At 50.5% G+C, this 22,205-nt stretch carries 18 protein-coding genes and 1 tRNA gene; 15 read left to right on the top strand and 4 right to left on the bottom strand.

The features are described 5' to 3' along the window. Positions 1 to 168: 168 nt before the first annotated feature. Positions 169 to 510, top strand: a complete 342-nt coding sequence (gene grxD / locus BEN74_RS04265) for a Grx4 family monothiol glutaredoxin (RefSeq protein WP_068913101.1) — start codon at positions 169 to 171, stop codon at positions 508 to 510. Between the two features lie 152 nt (positions 511 to 662). On the opposite strand, the gene BEN74_RS04260 is transcribed toward grxD, so the two are convergent. Beyond that, entirely contained in the window at positions 663 to 3,248 is a 2,586-nt protein-coding gene (locus BEN74_RS04260) for a Lon protease family protein (protein ID WP_228200417.1), read from the bottom strand. 225 nt (positions 3,249 to 3,473) lie between these two features. Between BEN74_RS04260 and BEN74_RS04255 the strand changes: the two genes are divergently transcribed. The 5 genes from BEN74_RS04255 (at position 3,474) to rpmE (ending at position 7,831) form a co-directional block, all read left to right on the top strand. Continuing rightward, on the top strand, positions 3,474 to 5,612 hold the full coding sequence (locus BEN74_RS04255) for an AmpG family muropeptide MFS transporter (protein WP_068913099.1): 2,139 nt from the start codon (positions 3,474 to 3,476) through the stop codon (positions 5,610 to 5,612). Continuing rightward, on the top strand, positions 5,593 to 5,772 hold the full coding sequence (locus tag BEN74_RS04250) for a hypothetical protein (RefSeq protein WP_068913096.1): 180 nt from the start codon (positions 5,593 to 5,595) through the stop codon (positions 5,770 to 5,772). Before BEN74_RS04255 ends, BEN74_RS04250 begins: the two co-directional genes overlap by 20 nt. Positions 5,773 to 5,832: 60 nt before the next feature. Further along, positions 5,833 to 6,234 carry a lactoylglutathione lyase gene (gene gloA, locus BEN74_RS04245; protein WP_068913094.1) on the top strand — a complete coding sequence of 134 codons (402 nt, stop codon included), beginning with the start codon at positions 5,833 to 5,835 and terminating at the stop codon, positions 6,232 to 6,234. Between the two features lie 192 nt (positions 6,235 to 6,426). After that, entirely contained in the window at positions 6,427 to 7,401 is a 975-nt protein-coding gene (locus BEN74_RS04240; protein ID WP_068913092.1) for a bile acid:sodium symporter family protein, read from the top strand. A 205-nt stretch (positions 7,402 to 7,606) separates the two neighbouring features. After that, positions 7,607 to 7,831, top strand: a complete 225-nt coding sequence (gene rpmE / locus BEN74_RS04235) for a 50S ribosomal protein L31 (protein ID WP_086374298.1) — start codon at positions 7,607 to 7,609, stop codon at positions 7,829 to 7,831. A 137-nt stretch (positions 7,832 to 7,968) separates the two neighbouring features. On the opposite strand, the gene BEN74_RS04230 is transcribed toward rpmE, so the two are convergent. Genes BEN74_RS04230 through epmB form a run of 3 tightly spaced genes read right to left on the bottom strand, consistent with a single transcriptional unit; the run spans position 7,969 to position 12,871 of the window. Continuing rightward, positions 7,969 to 10,113 (bottom strand): EAL domain-containing protein, encoded by a 2,145-nt coding sequence (locus BEN74_RS04230; RefSeq protein WP_068913090.1) that lies wholly within the window; start codon positions 10,111 to 10,113, stop codon positions 7,969 to 7,971. Beyond that, the gene (locus tag BEN74_RS04225; protein ID WP_068913087.1) at positions 10,095 to 11,840 is read right to left on the bottom strand and encodes a GTPase; all 1,746 of its coding nucleotides are present in this window, start codon (positions 11,838 to 11,840) and stop codon (positions 10,095 to 10,097) included. Before BEN74_RS04225 ends, BEN74_RS04230 begins: the two co-directional genes overlap by 19 nt. A gap of 14 nt (positions 11,841 to 11,854) precedes the next feature. Further along, positions 11,855 to 12,871 carry an EF-P beta-lysylation protein EpmB gene (gene epmB, locus BEN74_RS04220; protein WP_068913085.1) on the bottom strand — a complete coding sequence of 339 codons (1,017 nt, stop codon included), beginning with the start codon at positions 12,869 to 12,871 and terminating at the stop codon, positions 11,855 to 11,857. 331 nt (positions 12,872 to 13,202) lie between these two features. On the opposite strand from epmB, the gene efp reads away from it, so the two are divergent. The 9 genes from efp (at position 13,203) to BEN74_RS04175 (ending at position 22,201) form a co-directional block, all read left to right on the top strand. Then, the gene (gene efp, locus BEN74_RS04215) at positions 13,203 to 13,772 is read left to right on the top strand and encodes an elongation factor P (RefSeq protein ID WP_068913083.1); all 570 of its coding nucleotides are present in this window, start codon (positions 13,203 to 13,205) and stop codon (positions 13,770 to 13,772) included. A gap of 245 nt (positions 13,773 to 14,017) precedes the next feature. Next, on the top strand, positions 14,018 to 16,117 hold the full coding sequence (locus BEN74_RS04210) for a carbon starvation CstA family protein (protein WP_068913081.1): 2,100 nt from the start codon (positions 14,018 to 14,020) through the stop codon (positions 16,115 to 16,117). 10 nt (positions 16,118 to 16,127) lie between these two features. Further along, positions 16,128 to 16,430, top strand: coding sequence for a YbdD/YjiX family protein (locus BEN74_RS04205; RefSeq protein ID WP_068913079.1), 303 nt, complete (start codon positions 16,128 to 16,130; stop codon positions 16,428 to 16,430). Between the two features lie 236 nt (positions 16,431 to 16,666). Then, complete coding sequence (locus BEN74_RS04200; RefSeq protein WP_068913076.1) at positions 16,667 to 17,623, top strand: AAA family ATPase; 957 nt, start codon at positions 16,667 to 16,669, stop codon at positions 17,621 to 17,623. Between the two features lie 26 nt (positions 17,624 to 17,649). Next, entirely contained in the window at positions 17,650 to 18,555 is a 906-nt protein-coding gene (locus BEN74_RS04195; protein WP_068913074.1) for a DUF58 domain-containing protein, read from the top strand. A gap of 6 nt (positions 18,556 to 18,561) precedes the next feature. Further along, a complete protein-coding gene (locus BEN74_RS04190) occupies positions 18,562 to 20,562 on the top strand; it encodes a transglutaminaseTgpA domain-containing protein (RefSeq protein WP_068913072.1) in 2,001 nt (666 codons plus the stop codon). Positions 20,563 to 20,612: 50 nt separating this feature from the next. Beyond that, positions 20,613 to 20,689, top strand: a tRNA-Val gene (locus tag BEN74_RS04185). 174 nt (positions 20,690 to 20,863) lie between these two features. Further along, complete coding sequence (locus BEN74_RS04180; protein ID WP_068913070.1) at positions 20,864 to 21,874, top strand: tyrosine-type recombinase/integrase; 1,011 nt, start codon at positions 20,864 to 20,866, stop codon at positions 21,872 to 21,874. Between the two features lie 45 nt (positions 21,875 to 21,919). Further along, the gene (locus tag BEN74_RS04175; RefSeq protein WP_068913068.1) at positions 21,920 to 22,201 is read left to right on the top strand and encodes a hypothetical protein; all 282 of its coding nucleotides are present in this window, start codon (positions 21,920 to 21,922) and stop codon (positions 22,199 to 22,201) included. Positions 22,202 to 22,205: the final 4 nt, after the last annotated feature.

Genomic DNA, 22,205 nt, shown 5'->3' with positions numbered 1-22,205 from the left:
TAATCGGGTTGGGCGCAATATGTGTTTTATGCGCCTAGCGTTCTATATAAGCAAAAACCGCCCTGCATTTAAAGCCTGATTGTAAATAAAACTGGAATTATTGCTTTAGCCATACTGTTTTGCTCAGTTTTGGGTATAATGCTCGGCAGATTTATTGAGGATATATCAATGACTGAACAAGCACGCGATACAGAAGCGTTAATTCGTGACCAGATTGCTAAACATGCTGTACTGCTTTACATGAAAGGAACGCCGCAGTTCCCACAATGCGGTTTTTCTGCACGTGCTGTAGAAGCGCTCAGTCAAATTGGCCGTCCATTTGCTTATGTCAATATTCTGGAAAATCCGGATATCCGCGCGACTTTGCCGCAAATTGCAAACTGGCCGACTTTCCCGCAATTATGGATTAACGGCGAGTTAATCGGCGGCAGCGACATTATGCTTGATATGTTCCAGAAAGGTGAACTGCAGCCTTTGGTTGAACAGTACAGCCCGGCTCCTGAAGCTTAATTCAGCTGAATATTAGAAAGCGCCTTGATCAAGGCGCTTTTTTTATGGCGGATGCAAAGCTGGCAAGCCTGCAATAGAAAACCGGGCGAATGGCTTCCCCCGGTTTTGTCTGCCGGCTTACTGCAGGGCAGGACACTGAATATTGCTGCAGATCACTTCTCGGCAGCCTGTTCCGCCTGCAGCTCTTTGGCGACCGCATCAGCCTGTTCAAGCGCTTTCTGTTCCGCTTTGGCTTTTTTCTTGGCCTTTTTTTTCTTTTTGCTTTTCTTCTTCGGCTCTTCCTCAATTTCCGCGCCGTCTTCAATGGCCTGCCAGTATTCCAACTGCTCCATCACGGCTGCAAAGATTGAATTTTTGCTGTAGCGGCCTTTTTTGTCCAAGGCGCCGACAGGGCGCGCCATCAGAATTTCCAGCGCCTGATCAATGGTGTCAATGGCATGAATATGGAATCTGCCTTGCGCGACTTCCTCAATCACGTCCTTGCGCAGCATCAGGTGCTGCATGTTCTGGCGCGGAATAATCACGCCCTGCTTGCCGGTCAGGCCCTGCAGCTTGCAGGCGTCAAAGAAGCCTTCAATTTTGGCATTCACACCGCCAATCGGCTGCACTTGCCCCAGCTGATTCATCGAGCCGGTAATCGCCCATGACTGGTCAATCGGCAGCTGGCTGATCGCTGAGATCAGCGCGGAAAGTTCCGCCACGGTTGCGCTGTCGCCATCGACCTGGCCATAGCTCTGTTCAAAAGCCAGCGCTGCAGAGAAATGCAGAATCTGCTCGCGGCCAAAGTGCGCCTTTAAGAAGCTGGACATCAGCAGCACGCCTTTGGCATGCAGCGAGCCGCCCAGCTCTACGCTGCGCTCAATATCCAGAATATCGCCGCCGCCTTGATAAACCGATGCGGTCAGGCGTGAAGGCAGGCCGAATTCAACATCGGCATAGTGAATCACCGAGAGGGCATTGATCTGGCCCAGGCGGTGGCCTTTGGTTTCAATCAGCTGGGTGCCGCGGGACAAATCCTGCCAGTACAGCTCGCGCAAATAGCCCAGGCGGTATTTGCGGTGATCCAGCGCCATATTGATGTGCTGATCTGTCACCATTTTGTCGCCGGCTTGCGCCGCATGGTGATGCGCTTCGCGGATCAGATCGCCTAAAGTCAGCGCATGCAGCGACAGCGAGCTTTGGTCTTCGGCCTGGCGGCTGGAGTCGGTCAGCAGGGCAGCCAGCGCAGAGCGCTCAAACGGCAGCAGCTTGTCGGTCTGCACATAGTCCGCAATCAGCTGCATGTAGGCCTGTTCATTGCTTTCATTGCGCTGCAGGGTGTCGGTAAAGTCAGCGCGGATTTTAAATACGCTGCCCAGTTCCGGCTCCAGCTCTAAAATTTCATAGTAAACTTCCGGCTCGGCCAGCAGAACCACTTTAATATTCAGGGGAATGGCCGCCGGCTCAATTGAGATGCTGCCGGTCAGCGTCAGCATATGCTCTAGGGAAGACAGCTTCAGCTGGCCGGATTTCAGCGCGCGCTTTAAGCCCTGCCATGCATAAGGCTGTTCCAGCAGCTGCTCAGCTTCCAGCATCAGGAAGCCGCCGTTGGCTTTGTGCAGCGCGCCGGGGCGGATTAGGGTAAAGTCCGTGGTGATGGTGCCGTTCTGCGTCAGCTGCTCGACATGGCCCAGCAGGTTGTAGTGCGTCGGGAAGTCTTCAAATATAACCGGCGCGCCGGAATTCGGCTTATAAGTCACAATAATATTGGCCTGATAGCGCGACGGCACGCGGCTAAAGAGGCCTGGCGTGAAATCGTCTTCTTCCTGCTCAAGCACGATTTCAACATTATTGATGATGTCTTCCGCATAATACTTCAGGTAGTCTTCAAGGCCCTTGATCTCGCCGAATTTATTCAGCAGCAGGTCAATGCGCGGCATGACTACCTGCTTGGCGATATCGCGGTTCAGGATTTGCACCTGATCGCGCGCGTCATCTTCCAGATCGCCTAAATGCAGGCCCAGGCGTTCCAGCTTTTTATTCATGTAGCGGATATTGGCGGCGATTTCCGCGCGCTGCTTGCTGTTCAGCGCATTGATGTCATCCTTGGACATTTCCTGAAGCTTGCCGTCTATCAGCTGCACCGGCACGAAGCAGTGCTCATCATCCTGCGAAATCAGTTTCAGATCCAGCTCTTCGCCTTCCTTGTTCAAATCCACCAGCGCCTGCTGCTGCACGTCGCCGGTCTGCTGGCGGATCAGTTCAATGCGGTTGTGGTAAGTTTCCGCCGTAAAGCGCCGCTCCAGCTGCTTGAGAATAATCTGCCAGGTCTGATGCAGCGCCGCCTGAAACTTAGGCGCCTGACCGGCAGGCAGCTGCAGGGCCAGCGGCTGGCGCGGATGCTGGAAATTATTGACATAGACCCAGTCATTCGGGGTCTGCATATTTTTGGCATGCTGCTGCAGCAGGCGCTTAATCATGGTGCGCTTGCCCAAGCCTGCCGTGCCGACTGCAAAAATGTTGTAGCCGGAATACGGCAGCGCAATGCCGGCTTCAACAGAAGCGCGGGCGCGGTCTTGGCCTAAAAAGTCATTTAAGGGCTTGATCCGCTTGGTTGATGTTGGAATTTTTTTCAGATCGGTCATGTGCGTCAGCTGCGCTGCGCCCAGTTTTGTTTTAGTTAGCGTCGCTTGAATTTCAGGCTGATCGAATACGCTGTGCAGGGCTGCAGGCAGCGGTTGTACGTTTTGTTCGGACAGGTTGGAAGATAGGGAAGATTGAATATTTTCGAGTTTTTTCGGCACTGTTAAATCCAAAACAAATTAATGACGGCAGAATTCAAAGGTATACTGGATTCGGCAGAAAGATCAAGCAAGTGCCCTGATTTTCTCCATAAAATAAAACAATGATTTCACAAATCTTGTTGAAACAAATCTGATTAAGCGCTTGAATAGCAGCAATCGTTTTTAGACAAAAATAATGTGATGACAACTCAATCTTCCGGGTGGAAATCGGCATTTACCGCGTTTTTAGACCGGCGCGCGTTAATTATGCTGTTCTTGGGGTTTTCAGCCGGCATTCCCATCCTGCTGATTTTTTCCAGCTTGTCGCTGTGGCTGGGTGAAGCCGGCATTGATAAAAGCGCCGTGACGTTTTTCAGCTGGGCCGCGCTGGGCTATTCGTTCAAGTTTGTCTGGGCGCCGCTAATTGATGAGCTGCCTGTGCCTGTGCTGACTAAACTGCTGGGCCGGCGCAGGGCATGGCTGCTGATTGCGCAGTGCCTGATTATCTGCGCCATCTGCATCATGGCGTTTTCAGACCCGTCCCTTGGTCAAAGCTATTTGTATCAGATGGCGGCCGGCGCGGTGCTGCTGGGTTTTTCCGCGGCGACGCAGGACATTGTGATAGATGCCTACCGGATTGAGCTGGCGGAAACCGAAATGCAGACGGTTCTGGCTTCCACCTACAATGCCGGCTACCGCATCGGCATGATTGTGGCGGGCGCCGGCGCGCTGTTTTTGGCGGCCTATTTAGGCACAGCCAAAGGCAACTATATTTATGAAGCATGGAAAACTACCTATTTAGCTATGGCCGGCGTCATGCTGGTGGGCATATGCACCACACTGCTGATCCGTGAACCTCAGGTTGACCGCGCGCACAAGGACTATAAGCGCGTTGACTATTACCGGCTGGTCGCGGTGTTCTTTGCTGCCGTGATCAGTTTTGTGCTCAGCTATATCTATTCAGGCGCTGCAGTGGAAGCGCTGAAGGCGCAGCTGAATATCAAGGACTCCTTCCTGCTGTTCTGTTTTGAAGCGGCGCGCTTTATCGGTTCCGGCGCTGCGGCGGCCGCTGTTGGCGCATGCTTGGTGAAAATGGGCGCGGTAAATCGGCAGATGGCTTATGAAACCTGGGTCAACCCGATTGCGGATTTCTTTAAGCGCTACGGCATAAAGCTGGCTCTGGTGCTGCTGTTGCTGATCGGCTTCTACCGCATTTCAGATATTATCGCCGGGGTGATTTCCAATGTTTTCTATCAGGACTTGAATTTCAGTAAGGAGCAGATTGCGGAAGCGGTCAAAGTCTACGGGGTGATTTTCAGCCTGGTGGGCGGCTTCCTCGGCGGCCTGCTGGCGCAGCGCATGAACATTATGAAGCTGATGTTTGTCGGCGCAGTTTTGGCCAGCTCAACCAATTTAATTTTCATCGGCTTGGTGAAGTCCGGCCAGCCTTTAGGCGATGTCACCGTAGCGGCCGGCGGGCAGCGGTACGTGGCGCAGCCGGATGAAACAGGCGCGTGGACAGTTCAGGTGCCTGTTGAGGTTTTAAAAGCGGCTCAGGCTATTACTGCAACAGCAGGCTATCAGCAGGGCGGTGCTCAGGCTGCTGCTGAACTGCCTTATTTGAATCAAGGGGCTGAATCTGCCCAGATGCTGCTGTTGCCTGTAACTTCAGACAATGTGGTCAGCGCGCATGAAGCCGCCAACAGCATTGTGGTGCGCGGCCAGTATGCGCAGGCGCTGCAAGGCGGTCAAAAAATTCAGATCCTGCTGGATGGAAAGCCTTTTGAAGCCAAGCTGGACAAAGAGGGGATTTTCTCCGCAGCGATTCCGGCTGAAGCATTAGCTGCTTCGGCATCGAAGAAAATCACTGCGCAGATGCTTGCCGGCAGTCAGGTGCAAATGAGCCGCGAGCGCAGCTATCAGGTTAGTACCGTTGCGGCTCGGGAAAATGCGCTGGATATTGAGCTGCAGCCGATCAATCTGGCCAAGGCTGTCGATGGCGCTGTTGAGGTTAAAGGCAAGGTGATTAAGCCTTACAGTCCGCTGTGGCTGTATTTTGCGATTATTGTTGATAACTTGGCATCCGGCTTAGCGGGCGCGGCGTTTATCGCTTTCCTGTCCAGCTTAACCAGCGTGTCATTTACTGCGGTGCAGTATGCGATTTTTAGCTCGCTCATGACCTTAACGCCGAAGATTTTAGGCGGCTATTCAGGAACCATTGTGAGCAGCATCGGCTATCCGAAATTTTTCCTGATGACCACCTTAATCGGCATTCCAATCCTGATTTTAGTGGTTTGGGTAGCGAAGCTGCTGCGGGAGCATGAAGCTCAGCAAGGCTGAATTTAGTGCCCAGCCTGATTCTGCAGCCGGAAGCCTATTTTATCTTTATGATGGAATAGGCTTTTTTTATGTAGATATGCTGCACATAAAGCCTGCAGGCTTAAAGCGGCCAGATCGCCGCTGCGGCTTAAACGGCTGCTTTTTCTCTGCTGAAAATTGAATTATCGCGCTGCATTGCCTATATTGGCAGGCAATCTCTGAATAAACAGGAAAATGAATTATGCGGATGCTGCATACCATGCTGCGAGTAGGCAATTTAGAACGCTCTTTGCAGTTCTATACTGAAGTGCTGGGTATGACTTTGTTGCGTAAGCGCGACTATGAAGAAGGCCGCTTTACTTTGGCTTTTGTCGGCTATGGCGATGAACAGAACAATACCGTGCTGGAACTGACCCATAACTGGGACACCGCCAGTTATGATCTGGGCAATGCCTATGGCCATATCGCCATTGCAGTTGATGATGCCTATCAAGCCTGTGAAGACATCAAAGCGCGCGGCGGCAATGTGGTGCGCGAAGCTGGCCCGATGAAAGGCGGAACAACAGTAATCGCTTTTGTTGAAGATCCGGACGGCTACAAAATTGAGCTGATTCAGCAGGATGAAAACGCGCGCAATAACTGAGCGCGGATATCAGGCCATAGCCTGGCGAAATGATGAACATTGAGCTGAAAAAGTAGCTTTATTCATCTGGCCCAGTAAGATAGAACTTACCGTTAGGTAAATTTATCTTGCTGGGCTTTTTTTCTGCTGCATAAAGCGGTGAAATTTTTATCTAAGCCTTAATCAATTAAATAAAACATACAGGATGTAGACATGCTGAAAATGCTGGCGCTGGACCGCTTTACAATACTTTTATTTGTGATGGTTATTTTGGCGACTTTTCTGCCGGTTTCTGGAAAGCCTGCTGAAATTTTCAGCGTGATTACCACCGCGGCGATCGCCATTCTGTTCTTTCTGCATGGCGCTAAGCTTTCCCGCGAAGCGGTGATGCAGGGCCTGATGCACTGGAAGCTGCATGCCTTGGTTTTTGCCTTTACCTTTGCCTTATTTCCGATTTTAGGCCTTATGGCGAAGCCGGTGCTTGTGCCTCTGCTGGGGCAGGAGTTGTACTGGGGCTTTTTGTTCATGTGCTTTCTGCCGTCTACGGTGCAGTCTTCCATCGCCTTTACTTCGGTTGCGCAGGGCAATGTGGCGGGGGCTATCTGCAGCGCGTCATTCTCGAATATTATCGGCATGTTTATTACGCCGGTTCTGGTCAGCTTTTTTATTTTAGGCCAGTCCGATCACGGCTTTGATCCAACCTCATCGATTATTCAAATTACCCTGCTGCTGCTGATTCCGTTTATTTTAGGGCAGCTGCTCCGGCCTTATGTTTTTCCGTATATGCAGAAAATGCCGGGCATTGTCAAAGCTTTTGATCAGGGTTCCATCCTGATGGTGGTGTATGGCGCATTCAGCAGCGCGGTGATTGCCGGCCTGTGGCATCAGGTTAGCGCATCCACCCTGCTGCTGCTGATTGCAGCCTGCTCCGTGCTGCTGACCACAACCATGCTGCTGGCGCTGTATATTCCGCGCTGGATGGGTTTCAGCCGCGACGACCAGAAAGCGATTTTCTTCTGCGGCTCCAAGAAAACCCTGGCCAGCGGCGTGCCGATGGCGCAGATTTTATTCATTGGCCAGCCTCTGGGCATGATTGTTCTGCCGATTATGATTTTCCACCAGATCCAGCTGATGGTCTGCGGTGTAATCGCCAATTACTGGGGCAGGCAGGCGGCGGGAAAGGACTAAGAATAGTTCGCTTTATGCAGATTTTTTCCGTATAATAGCGCCCACTTGTTGCGCTTAGCTCTGACGGAATCCGTCTCGGTGGGCCAAAAGAATGGTCTGTTATGGTGTTGATCTGCTGCCTGCAGCATCTTCCTCCTGCCCGCGCAGGAGAGTGGTCAATTGCGATGACAGCAAAACCTTCTTAAACTTTATGGAGTAATCGACGATGCGCGCCGATATTCACCCAAAATACGAAAAATTAGTTGCTACTTGCTCTTGCGGCAACGTAATCGAAACCCGTTCATCTGTTGGTAAAGAAACACTTTACCTTGACGTATGCTCAGCTTGTCACCCATTCTACACTGGCAAGCAAAAAAGCGTTGACACTGGCGGCCGTATCGACAAGTTCAAGCAGCGTTTTGCTGGTATGTCACGTTCTATCAAACGTTAATACCCAAAATAAAAAACGGGCTTTATGCCCGTTTTTTTGCGCCTGATTTTCAATAAGACTGTAAATAGTCAGCTTTTAAGGCTGCGTGAAGTTCTATTCAGGCAGCCTTAAATTCAGGGCAGCAGATGCGCCGAAGCTTACTGGTCCTGCACATCGATCAGATGATCGAGCTTCTTCTGGAAGTAATCGCCCTGAATGAAGCGCGCATCGACATTCCATGCATTGGCGAACAGGGTCATGTCATTCAGCTCGCGCAGCATGATCTGCACCGGCTTAATCTCATGATAGGCGCTGAGCTTTTCCTGCAGTTCCTGACAGCTTTTATCGGAACCCAGCATTCCGGTCAAACTCTTATGCAGGGTCAGGCAGCTGATGTCAACTTGGCGCAGCAGTGACTCGCTGAACATGGAATTGCCGAAGCCGCGCAAAGCCACTTCCGCGCCATTTTTGCGCAGCGCCGCAATCGCCTTCTGCGCATCATTAATATGCTGATTGATGTCTTCTTCAGAAAACTGCAGCGTCAGCGGGTGTGTCAGCTTGCTGCGGATAATGGTAATTAATTTTGCGATAAAATCAGGGAAGGTGCGGTCATGCAGCAGCACTTCCTTGTTTAAGTTGATAATCAGCTTCGCGTCCGGATATTGGGTAATGAAGTTGTGCAGCTGCTTGCATGATTCCACTAAAATCCAGCGGTCAAGCTTGATTGAAAGTTCCTGATCTGCCGCCAATTCACGCAATTGCGCGATGTCTTTCCATTTATTTTCAAAAATAAAGCCGCTGGTCACTTCATAGGTATAAAGGTTTAAGTCTTCCTTGTCATACAGCTGCTGGTATTTTAAATGAATCTCGCCGCGCTCCAGGCTGCTGCGCAGGGCTTTAATGACCGCCGGCTCATTCAGGTTGGCGGCCGGCGCAGGGGCTGCAGCCTCAGGCTTGCTGAACTGAATTGCCGGAGCCTCTGCGGCCGGCGCTTCAGGCTCCTGAATGGAGAACTGCAGTTCTGGAATGGAAAGATCCAGTTCAGGCGCGGGCTGATTCTGCGGCAATGCGGTTGCGAAAGCTTGCGCAATAAACTGGTCAAAATGCGCTTCATCGCGGATATCGCCGTCTAATACGGTGCAGCCGATGCGCAGGTTCAGCGGGTAGCTGTCCTGATGCACTGTCAGCAGCTGCGGCTTGGTCAAGGCGTTTAAGCCAATCAGCTTGGATTCCAGCTTGGCTTTGGATTCGGCCTGGAATAAGCCGACATACACGCCGCTTTCCAGCTTGAACAGAGGCGCGTTAGTCTGCTCGGTCAGGAATTCTTTAACGGCATGGAAATAGGCTTTGAATGTGTCCCAATCCGCCTGAAAAACTGCGTCTGCGCAGGATGAAAGCGAGAAAACTACCAATGCGTTAATGTCAGACGGCTGCTGCGTGATTGTGCGGTTCAGGCGCTGGTAAATATTCGGCTTTGCTGACTTTTCCGCTGCAGATGCGCCGCCGCCGATATCAATGGCGATCTGCAGGGCGTCGTCTGCGGCTGAGGGAATGAACTCAATCTTCAGCGGATTCTTAACCGTAATCTGAGGATTCTGGGAATTCAGCTCAAAGCGGCCCAAGTCAAGCTGGCCCTGAGTGATTTTCTTAAAGCGGAGCTTGAAGTCATTCAGGTCCTTGGGCTGCAGCAGGTCCAGCAACGGCAGGCCGATGATGTCATCGCTGGATTTAAAGCCGAAGAGTTTCAGGTATTCTGGATTGGCTTCAATATGAATGCCTTCCTGAATGACGGCAACCGCCTTGTGGCTGTCTTCAACAAATGACTGCGCCTGAATTTGCGCGGTTTCCAGCTCATCCATTAAATGCTGCTGAGTCTGAACCAGGCGGCTGAATGAAAGCGCGCGCACCAGATCAATGTAAAAGCGGTCAGGCGCATCCATATTGACGATGTCGTAAATGCCCTTGCGCACATAATTGGCATACTGCTCCAATTCATAGTCATCCGGCTTCAGCAGCAGCAGCGGCAAATTGGGCTGCTTGGAAAGGCGGATCAGGCTCAGCGCCTGATCATATTTCAGGTCGTAAGCGCGCCCGAAAATCACCAGATCCCAAGGCAGGTTCAGCTGTTTTTCAAAATTCTGCAGATCATCAAGCAGGGTGGCTTGGACTTGATGCTCGCTGTCAGTCAAAAGATCACGGATCTGGTTAAAACGTATTTGATTATCATCGATAATGAGCAAACGTGTTTCGGTACGTTTTAACTTTTTAGACAATAACGGATTTCTCACTTCAGTGCTTCCCATAAATCGTGATTTTTGATTTCATTTATTTGCTTGTGAATAAAATCTTTTACTGTGCTTTCCTGCTGATCATTCAATAATTCGTATTCAAAGCGGATGAAGCTTTGCGTGATCAGCTGCGCTTTGGTCAGGTAAACTTTCAGCTCTTCTTTGCCTAGGCGCAGATGGATGGTCTGCTTTTCCCTGAACAGGTTGGAGCCGGGCAGGATGAGCGTTGTGGCAATCTGATCCAGCTGGGAGGTTTGCACCAGCAAAGCCGGCTGATAATTATGCGTATTGCGGTCGGTGCGGACATGGGCTGCGCAGGGGAACATATCCTGCGTTAAAATTTCCAGGCCAAGCTCCAGGCTTTTTTCGGCAGACTGCTTGATCCAGCGGATGACGCCGCCGCGCCACTGGCTTTGCGCATTTTCCTGCACCAGAATAAATTCGCCGGTCTTCAGCTGGGCCGGTGTTTCGCCTGTCCATTTAATGCGATAGCCATTGACGCTGATATCCAGCACTTCAGCGGAATGAATCTGCTTCGCTTCGCGGTCCAGCGCTTTTGCATTGGACAGGGAGGCCTGCATGTTCGATTCCATTGAATTGATAAAGCTGGATTCATTATGCAGGCTGTAGTTGGCTTCCAAATCCAGCGTTTCCTGCAAAGTTTTGCCTTTGGATAGGTAGAAATGCGCTGCGGCCAGGCTGAAGCAGATATTGATCTGCGCAGAGTACTCATAGCGCTCATGCCTGCGCTCGGTATTGTTGGTCAGCAAATTGTGAATATGGAAATGCAGGGCCGGCGTCAGGAACAGCTTTTCATTTTTTGACAGGTATTGCGCGTTCTTGGTCTGCGTTTCGGTCAGATGCTCCAGCAGGTCCTGCGTGGAAATGAAAATGCTGGCATGGAAATGATCCGGCTGACGGGTATTGAAAACCGGCGGATGGTCTTTTTCAGCATCGACAATATAGCGCGAAAGCGTGGTTTCTTTCGGCAGGATTTGCACCAGTTTCGCCCAGTCAAAGCTGCAGAGGAACAGGCCCTGAATTTCCGCAGGGCGGATTTGATTGGTATTGAAAATATCCAGCAGAATCAGCTGTGAATAAGCTTGCGCAATGGTGGACAGCGGATGCTGCGTGCCCAGAAGCTGATTCAGGTTGCTTTGATAGAAGTTATGCTGCACCGCGCATTCAATCAGCTGATGGGCAGCCAGCCATTGGCCAGGAATGGGCGTGCTGTACAGCATCTGCTGCTGGTACAGCAGCATGGACAGCTGCTGCAGGGCATAGTAATTCGACGCCATGCGGGCGGTCTGCAGGCTTTTTTTATGGCCGAAAGAAAAAATAGAAAATTTCTGCTGGCTCAGCTGCTGGTGGCTGCGCCGGGCAATATCGATGTAAATTTTAGCGAAATGGCTGCGCAGGAGCATCGCCAGTTCAATAATCTGGTCATTGCGGTCGGTGGTGATTAAGCTTTGGTTGGCGAAATGCTTTTCCAGGCTGGCCAGAATATTGTCGAGTGTCGGATGAAGAATTTGAATAAGGTCAAAGCGGAGCATTTCCTGGCATTTCAGCTCGGAAACTTCCAGCAGCGCGTTGAATAAAGATTTAGACGAAGTGCCGAGCTGCAGAATGGATACGCCGCTCAGCCATTCTTGCAGCCCTTTTGCATTGGTCGGACAGAAGCTCAGCTTATCCAGCTTAAGCTCTGTCGGATTCTGAAAAATATCTGAAGTATGTTTGCTCATCTTTATTATTTAACTCAAAAAGTTGAAACTCCAAAAAGCGGTGTTTTGTTTTTTTCGCCCGCAATTTCCCGCACCAGCTTCGGCACCAGATAGCCTGGAAGGCTGGCTAGAACCTCAGCATAAATTTGGCTGATATCTTCTGGCGAGCGATCAAAATGATGCGCGCCTTTTACTTTATCAAGAACATGCAAATAATACGGCATAACGCCGGCGTCAAATAAGCGGTAGCTTAAATTGACTAACACATCGGCAGCATCATTTACCCCTTTCAATAATACCGCCTGATTCAGTACAGTGATTTGTTCCCGGACTAACTCAGAAAGCTTGCTGCAGGTAAAATCATCCAACTCAGATGCGTGATTTGAGTGTACCACCAGAATAATGCGCAGCCTACTGTTTTTTAATATGGAAACCAGCGCTTCATCGACACGGTTGGGGATTACGATGGGAACCCGTGAATGAATTCTCAGAAATTTAATTTGCGGCAGGGACTCCAGCCGTTCAATCCAAAGCTGCAATTTGCGGTTGGACAGGGTCAGCGGGTCGCCGCCGCTTAAAATCACTTCATTAATTTCAGGCTGGCTTTGAATATACTGCTGAATGCTGGGCCAGTCTTCGGTTTTCGGCAGATTTTCCTGATAGGGAAAATGGCGGCGGAAACAGTAGCGGCAGTGTACTGCGCAGGCGCCGGTCAAGGTCAGCAGGAAGCGCGACTTGTATTTATGCAGCACGCCCGGCTGCTGATTGGCCTGCTCTTCGCCTAAAGGGTCGGTTACAAAGCCCGGATGGTCTTCCAGCTCTAAATGATGCGGCAGAATCTGCAGCAGGAGCGGGTCGAGCGGATCGCCCGCGCGCATTTTGGCTGCGAAAGCGCGCGGAACACGCAGCTTAAACTGTTCTGAGGCCAGGATTGCGCCTGATAATAATTGATCAGGCGACAGCTTGAGCGTCTCCAGCAGTTCCAAAGGGTCAGTAATTAAGTCGCTGAGCTGTGATTGCCAGTTTTGCTCTTGATACAAATAGTTTATCATGCCACGTGTTAAATAATGCTGGGTTAGGGGATTGCAGGCAATTCATATGACCTAAAGCGTTATTAGGAAAAAATTGTCTCGATTGAGGCGTGAAACTAGTCAATGGCCTTGCCGTTGTCAAGATCCGCGCATTGTCACGGATATTTTACCTCTAAGCCGGAGGCTCAGGGTCTTTTTTTACGTTGCTTCGCTGCGTGTTGCTCATTTAGAATACTAAACCTCACAATACGCGCCTTGCCTCAGTTGAAAAGTCCGCTGTCGCAAAGCTGATGAATTAGCAGAATCCCTCCGCATTCATAGATTAAATTAGTAAGTTTGGAGTGTGCCAGTCATGGCCTATTATTCTACAAATGATTTCAAGTCAGGCCTTAAGGTTATGCTTGACGGCAACCCATGTTCAATCATGGAAAATGAATACGTAAAGCCTGGTAAAGGCCAAGCGTTCAACCGTGTAAAACTGCGCAACTTAAGATCAGGCAAAGTTTTGGAAAAAACTTTTAAATCTGGCGAATCTTTAGAAGCTGCAGACATCGTAGAAGTGGAAATGAACTACTTGTACAACGATGGCGAAATGTGGAACTTCATGGACCCGGAATCTTTCGAGCAAATCGCAGCTGATAAAACAGCAATGGGCGATGCGGTGAAATGGCTGAAAGATGACTCTAACGAGCTTTGCACCATTATGCTGTTCAATGGCGTGCCGCTGAACGTCAGCGCGCCGAACTTCGTGGTGCTGAAAATTGTTGAAACTGACCCGGGCGTGCGCGGCGATACATCTGGCGGCGGCGGCAAGCCGGCTAAACTGGAAACAGGCGCTGTCGTGCGTGTTCCATTGTTTGTGCAGCAGGAAGAAAGCGTTCGCGTAGACACCCGTACCGGTGATTATTTAGAACGTGCATAATGGTTTAAAAATAGACTATTATCAGAAGGGATGATGGAAATCATCCCTTTTTTCATGCCTAAGCATTCAGGGCTGCCGATTTTTCATCAGCGGCTTGCGCAGCCGGCTGAAATTGGGCAAACGGGACATAAAAATTAAACCGTACATAAAAGCAAATAAGATAAGGAGTCAGGCAGCAAGGGCGGAAACAGCGGTACCTCGAACAACAACAAGCTGATTTTATGCAACAGATATGAGGGATTGAAATGGAATCTATTCAACAGAAGTCTGGACCGGCGGCCAAGCTGCTTTGGCTTATTGTCGCAATTGTAGGCGCAGTTTCCTTTGGGATACTCGCTGTCAGCCGCGGCGAGCATGTCAATGCGGTATGGCTGGTTCTGGCTGCGATCTGTGTATACAGCATCGCTTACCGATTTTACAGTTTATTCATTGCCAACAGGATTTTTGAGCTGGATGCGCGGCGCCTGACGCCGGCGCACCGCCTGAATGACGGCCTGGATTATGTGCCGACCAATAAAGGCGTGCTGTTCGGCCATCACTTCGCTGCGATTGCCGGCGCGGGGCCTTTGGTTGGGCCGATTTTGGCGGCGCAAATGGGCTATCTGCCGGGCACGCTTTGGCTGCTGATCGGCGTGGTCTTTGCCGGCGCCGTGCAGGACTTTCTGGTGCTGTTCATTTCGACCCGCCGTGACGGCCGTTCGCTGGGCGAAATGGCCAAGCAGGAACTGGGCTCTTTTGCCGGCGTGATTGTCATGCTGGGCGCGCTGGGCGTCATGATTATTATCCTTGCCGTGCTGGCGCTGGTGGTGGTGAAGGCGCTGACCAACAGCCCGTGGGGCGTATTCAGCATTGCGGCGACGGTTCCAATCGCAATTTTCATGGGCATTTACATGCGCTTTCTGCGCCCGGGCAAAATTGCCGAAGTGTCGATCATCGGCTTTGTGCTGATGATGGCAGGTATTATCTACGGCGGCGATATCGCGCAGCATCCGTACTGGGGGCCATTCTTTACGCTGTCCGGCACAACGCTGACCTGGTGGCTGATCGCCTACGGCTTCATCGCTTCGGTGCTGCCGGTCTGGCTGCTGCTGGCGCCGCGCGATTATCTCTCGACTTTCCTGAAAATAGGCGTGATTGCCGGTTTGGCGGTGGGCATCATGGTGGCCATGCCGATGCTGAAAATGCCGTCGGTGACGCATTTTGTCGATGGCACAGGCCCGGTATTTTCCGGCTCCATGTTTCCATTCCTGTTCATTACCATCGCCTGCGGGGCTATTTCCGGCTTCCATGCTTTGGTTTCTTCAGGAACGACGCCAAAGCTGGTGAACAATGAAGTGGATATCCGCATGATCGGCTACGGCGGCATGCTGATGGAATCTTTTGTCGCCATTATGGCGATGATCTGCGCAACCATACTTGATCCGGGCGTGTATTTCGCCATTAATGCGCCGACTGCGGTGCTGGGCACCACCGTTGAATCGGCTTCTGAGGCGGTGCGCAACCTTGGCTTTGTGGTTACGCCTGAAGCTTTGGCCCTGCTGGCGCAGGAAGTGGGCGAGCATTCAATTCTGTCGCGTACCGGCGGCGCGCCGACTTTTGCCATCGGCATGGCGCATATCATTACCGAAATCTTCAACAACCGCTCCATGATGGCGTTTTGGTATCACTTCGCCATTCTGTTTGAGGCGCTGTTTATTTTAACTGCAGTGGATGCCGGCACGCGTGCCTGCCGCTTCATGGTTCAGGACACCGTCGGCATTGTGATTCCTACGGTGAAAAATTCGCATAACTTCTTCGGCAATATGCTTGGCACCGCGGTGGCTGTTGCGGGCTGGGGCTTCTTTGTCTATCAGGGCGTGGTTGACCCGCTGGGCGGGATTAACAGCTTATGGCCGCTGTTCGGCATCGGCAACCAGATTTTGGCGGCCATGGCGCTGATTTTAGGCACAGTGATTCTGTTTAAAATGAAGAAAGAAAAATACGTTTGGGTCACGGTGATCCCGACGATTTTCCTGTTCATCACCTCAATGACGGCAGGCTGGCAAAAGATCTTCCATGAAAATCCGAAAATCGGCTTCTTGGCGCAGGCGGAGCGTTTCAATGCGGCGATTGCGAAAAATGAAATTTTGGCGCCGGCGAAAACCGTGGCTGAAATGCATACCGTGGCATTTTCAAATCAGATCAATGCGGTGCTTTGCGGCTTCTTTATGATTGTCGCTATTGTGATGCTGATCGCCGCTATTCGGGTGATCCGCAAAGCTTTGGCCAGTCCTGTGCCGACCGTGCATGAGGCGGAAGCGGTTTACCGCGACCCTAAAGACATTGTTGCAGTGAAGAGCCATTAAGGAGCCGGCGATGAATCTTAAATTTGCAAGAAGCGGCAAAGCGGTGATTTATAAAATCATCAAGATGACCATTATGTCGCAGAAGGATTTGGTTTTGAATCCGAAGAACTGGTCGCGCATAGCGACCCTTTGGCAGCGCCTGCAGCAAAGCTTCCGCCTGATGGTGGGGGTTCCGGATTATCAGAATTATCTGGAGCATATGAAAAACAATCATCCGGATTTGGACGCCATGGATGCGAAAACATTTTACCGCTACTGTGTGGATGCGCGCTATCCGTCTGCGGGAGGGAATATGAAGAAATGCCCTTGCTGAGCTGAGCGGTGAAAGAACGGCATGCGATATGCCGTTTTTTATGCCTTGGAATGACGCACGCCATTTCAGCGCTTTAAGGTTCAGCTGTGAATAGTTCTGCAGCGCCCTATATAAAAAACAGGATTGATTGCCTGCGCGGTTTTTCTGAGGCGCTGAAATCCGCTTTTAGCCTTTGTATATTCCTTAAAACCCTGTATGTTAGCCGCTGTATAAACTTTTTTATTGGGGAATAAAAGGTGCTTTGGGGAACAGAAAAAACAAAAATAGCGGAACAGGCTGGCTTGCCGGATGAGCAGAAGCTGGCCGCATTCTATCCTAAAATCAATGAATTCCTTAAGCAAGTTAACCAGATTATCCTTGATAAAAATCAGCAGGCCACGCTGGCTTTATGCAGCCTGCTGGCAGGCGGGCATGTGCTGTTTGAAGACTTGCCGGGTTTGGGTAAAACCACGCTCGCCAGCAGCCTTGCGCAGCTGGCCGGCTTGAAATTCCAGCGCATCCAGTTTACTAATGACATGCTGGCCAGCGATGTGATCGGCATCAATATGTTCAATCAGAAAGAGCATCAATTTGAGTTTAAGCAAGGCCCGATCTTTACCCAGATTTTGCTGGCCGATGAGATTAACCGTTGTAGCCCTAAAACTCAAAGCGCTTTGCTGGAAGCCATGGAAGAGGGCCTGACAACAGTCGATGGCGCGCGCTACGCCTTGCCGCAGCCGTTTTGGGTGATTGCCACGCAAAATCCGCTGTTTCAAAGCGGCACCTATGCCTTGCCGGAGTCGCAGCTGGACCGCTTTTTAATGCGCCTGTCACTGGGCTATCCTTCGCGCCAGGCTGAAAAAGCCCTGATGCAGCAAAGTCCGCGTCAGGAATTGATCGCCGGCTTGGCGCATGTATTTCAAGAGCAGGATATTCTGCAGCTGCAGCAATTGGCGCAGCAGATTTACACCGGCGACGCCGTGCTGGAATACATGCTGGACTTAGCCGAAGAAACCCGCAAAGGCCGGCAGGGCCTCTCGACGCGTGGCGTGCTGGCGCTGAAAAAGGCGGCGCAGGCGCATGCCCTGATCGCGCAGCGCAGCTTTGTTACGCCGGATGATGTGCAGGCGGTTTTCAATGCCGTAGTTGCGCACCGCATTGGGGCGAGCGAAGCTGAAACGCATCAGCTGATGCAGCAAGTCAGCATTGCTTAAGGCAATCTGGATTTAAGGAGGCGGCATTGGCATCTGCATGGCAAAACTGGCTGGCGAAGCGGTTTAAATTTACTCAGGAAAAGCAGCTCAGGCAAAATGATGTGCTGGTTTTCATCTATCAGCAGGGCTATCTGTTTCTGGTGCTGATTCTGATCACCTTTATTGCCGGCGTGAATTATGCCAATAACCTGATTTTAGGCTTCTGCTTTCTAATCAGCGCGGTGCTGTGCATCAGCTTTTACCTGACCTTTAAGCAGCTGCATGGCTTGAAGATTGATGTCAGCTGCGCAGAAGTAGGGCAGGCCGGCGAAGCGGTGCATTTGAATCTGTACTTCAGCCAGCCGCAGAAGCAGGCGCGCTATCTCTGGATTCAGGCCGGGGATCAGCTGCATAAAATGCGCATGGCTGAGCTGAAGCAGGCATGCCGCATTTCATTTTTAGCCGCGCAGCGCGGGCAGTTTCATTACCCGAATATCCAGATTTTTTCGGTTTATCCATTTGGCTTGGTGCGCGCATGGACGTACCTGTATTTGCAGCAGATCAGCTGGATTGCGCCGCAGGCGAAAATGGCAGCTGCGGAAAATAAATACCATCAGCAGAGCTTTGAGCAGGATTTAGATGAATTCAGGGAGCTGCGCGGTTATAAGCCCGGCGATTCACTGCAGGCGGTGTCCTGGAAGCAGGCTGCGCGGGGGCAGGGGCTGCATGTCAAAGTGTTTGAACAGCATCAGGAGCAGCATCATGTTGAAATTTATTATGAGCGCATGCCCAGCGCATCGCATGAAGAAAAACTCAGCCTGATGATGGGGCTGGCTGAGCAGTGCGAACAGCTGCAGTGCGCCTATGCGCTGCATTTGCCGAATGCGCAATTGCCCAGCGGCGCTGGCGGGCAGCAGCTGCTGCAGGCTAAGCTGCTTTTGGCGCAGGCGTAGGCCGCCATGATTCCGCGTTCCGTGCATATCGCCATTTTGATGAGCCTGCTGCTTCTGCTGGCTGCGCAGATGCTTTTTCTGCCATTGCCTTTGATCCTGATTTTCGCGCTGATCTGGCTGTGCCTGCTGTACAGCATGCGGGCGGATAAGCCGCCGGTCAAAAAAGTCTGGGCCTTTGCCCTGACGCTTGCCGCCTTGGCCAGCATCTACTTCAGCTATCAAACCTTCTTAGGTATTGAAGCCGGCGTGGCGGTTTTATCGACCTTTTTATTTGCCAAGGCGCTGGAAAGCAAAAGCCGGCGGGATGTCATTATTCTGTTCAATTTTGCCTTATTCGTCAGCGCCAGTTCGTTTCTGCTCAGCCAGTCATTTGCCATGGCTGCCGCGGTTTTGCTGTGCCTGCTCAGCAGCTTTACCGGCCTGTACCGGCTGCAAATCAGCGAATTTGAGCAGGGCGCGCAGGACAATATTTCATCCCTAAAGCAAGATATGGCGCATGTGGGCAGGTTTCTGCTGCATGCCTTGCCGTTTTTTATCCTGCTGTTTTTATTTTTTCCGCGCCTGCCGCCGCTGTGGCACATTCCTGTTCCGCAGAATAAAGCCGTTACGGGAATCAGCGACAGCATGTCGCCGGGCGATATTTCCCGATTGTCACAGTCCAGCGCCTTGGCTTTCCGGATTATCGGCGATTTGCAGCAGCTGCCTGCGCGGCCTGAACTGTACTGGCGCGCGCTGGTGCTGGATGAATACGATGGCGCGCGCTGGACCAGCAGTTTCAGCAACCAGCGCCTGATTCAGCCGAATGAGGTGGTGCAGAAAGCCCATAAGCAGCTGGCGTATCAGTATTTGGCGGCCGACCCGCGCGTGACCTGGATTATGGCGCTGGAAAAATCAGTGCCCTTGGAAAGCCGCTATCAGCTTGGGCAGGATTGGCGCATTACGCCGCAAAGGCAGAATGTAAAAAATGAACCGATCCCGCTGATGTGGATTGGGCCTGCAGATCTGCGCATGAGAGATGAACGGCAGCTGCAGCGGCTGGCGCTGCTGAATACGCAAGTCATTAAAGGCCGCGACTTGAAGTCGCAGCAGCTGGCGCAACAGCTGCTGCAGCAGAGCGGGGGAAATCCACGGCTGTATATTCAGAAGGTGCTTGAATGGTATCGGAAGAACGGCTTTGCCTATACTTTAAGTCCGGGAACTTTGGGACAGAACCGCATTGATGAGTTCTTGTTCGGCACGCGTCAGGGCTTTTGTGAGCATTACGCCTCCAGCTTTGCCATGCTGATGCGCTATGCTGGCATTCCGGCCAGAATAGTGACCGGCTATCAAGGCGGCCAGTCGGCTCCAGACGGCAGAAGCTGGGAAGTGCGCCAGCTGGATGCGCATGCCTGGACGGAGGTGTGGCTGAATGGGCGGTGGCAGCGCTATGACCCTACGGCAATTGTGGCGCCGCACCGGATTGATGGCGGCATGCAGAACTATATGGAAGATGAGCGGAGCGTATTTGGCGGAAACCAGTCTGAATGGTCTTACCGCCAGTATGCCTTGCTGACCAAAATGCGTATTTGGAATGATTACGCCAGCTATCAGTGGCAAAGCAAAGTGGTCGGCTATAATGCTGAATCGCAGCGCAGCTGGTTCCAGAAGATTGGCTTGAATTCTGTTTATTCAGGCGCGCTGGCATTAGCCGGCGGTATTATTGCGCTATTGCTGCTGTATTTAGGCTGGATGTACTGGCTGCGCTTGCGGCAGGTTTCTGAGCTGCAGCGCAGCCTTGAGCGGTTTAATAAGCAATTGGCTCCGCAATTGCAGAAACAGCCTGCGGAAACGGTTTCGGCTTGGCTGCAGCGCCTGTCTTTGCAGGCTGCGCCGGATGATCAGCTTTATTTCCAGCAGCTGGTTCGGCTGCATGCGCAGTATGCCTATGCGCCCAAGGGCCAATCTGAGAGAAATATGCGTGAAATTAAGGATTTGTTTAAAACTTGCGCATATGCGTTAAAAAAGTGATGAAACCTCTTGTCTGAGCAAAAAAAAATGCATATGATGCTTTCCATTCTAGGTGTATAGCTCAGTTGGTTAGAGCGCTACGTTGACATCGTAGAGGTCTCCAGTTCGAGTCTGGATATACCTACCAAGATTCAAAGCAGTATGCTATAAGGGTTTTAAGCGAAAACAGTAGCTTAAAGCCCTTTTTTATTGCCTTCTAATTAAGTTTGAGTTATCCGCGCTATCCGCAGAATCTGTATTTTTTGCCGTTAATGCCGATAAATTTAGACCAAGATTAGACCAAGAATTTTGAGTTTAGACCATGAAATTACCTAAACCTGTTAAGCGCGGTTCTAGTTATCGAGTCAAGATTATGATTGATGGCAAGACCTATAGCGCTACAAGAGATACAGCAAAAGAATGCGAACAATGGGCTGCTCAAAAAGTTCTTGAGGCTAAGGCAAATAAGCTGGAAGAAGATATGGGGGCGAAACCGCCCTACCCATTTAAAACGCTATTTTATAAATATTACGAAGAGCATGGCAAAAAGCTGCGCGGCTCAAAATATGTAAAAGAGCAAATAGCTCCTTTTGATGAGAAATTTGGTGCACTGGTAGATATGTCGATTCATGACATTACTTCAAAACACTTAACAGCCTGGCGAAATAATAGAGCAAAGCAGGTTGGTGCAAATACCCTGCTTCGCGAAATGGCGCTATATAGTTCTGTCTTTTCATACGCCGTAAAAGAACTATTTTTGCTGGAAAGCAACCCATGGGTAAATGTAAAAAAGCCAACTAAACCCAAGGCTCGTAATCGCCGTATTCGTGATGGCGAAATTGATCTTATTTTAGAAGGCTTGGGTTATCAGCAGGGGCAGGTGCCGACATTGCCAGAACACTATGTTGCATGGGCATTTTTATTCGCACTAGAAACAGCAATGCGCCGTGGCGAAATTCTTGGCATTAAGGTATCGGAGATTTATGATCGTCATGTGCATTTACCTAAAACCAAGAACGGCGATGCTCGCAATGTTCCGCTGACTAAAAAGGCTTTAGCCCTGCTGGATCTAATAAAACATGACAAAGATAAACTAATCCCGCAAAGTGAAAACGCTTTCAGATTGATGTGGGAACGGCGTAAAGCCAAAGTTGGATTAGAGGATATTCATTTTCATGATACACGCCATGAAGCGATTACTCGGTTTGTGAATAATCAAAAATTACCAGTAGAAATATTGGCGAAAGTGACAGGGCATAAAAATATTAAGGTTCTCGTTAATACTTATTATAATCCTGACGTAGAGGATATTGCTGATATGCTTGATGCGTAAAAAAGTCCTAATAATTCATTATAAATATTATTTTGAGGGGAAATAATGAAGCTTAATAAATTAACAATTTTAGCTTGTGTTTTATTATTTATGAATTCTACGCATGCTGACATTATTGTGCCGTCTTCTTATTGCTCTAAACCATATAAGCCTTATAAGTTTAGTAGTGAGTGGGAATTGAAGCGGTATTTGAATGATGTCGAAAGTTACCAGCGCTGTATAGCTGACTTTGTGGAAAAGCAAAATAAAGAAATTAGAAATCATCAACAAGCTGCTTCGGACGCTATTGATGAATGGAATAGATTTGTAAAGTACGAAATGAAATGACGGA

Origin of the sequence: Acinetobacter sp. WCHAc010034, assembly GCF_001696615.3 — a bacterium.
In the GTDB taxonomy this organism is placed as follows: Bacteria; Pseudomonadota; Gammaproteobacteria; order Pseudomonadales; family Moraxellaceae; genus Acinetobacter.
Note: the sequence above shows the minus strand (reverse complement) of the source record. Positions and strands in the feature narration are given on the sequence as shown.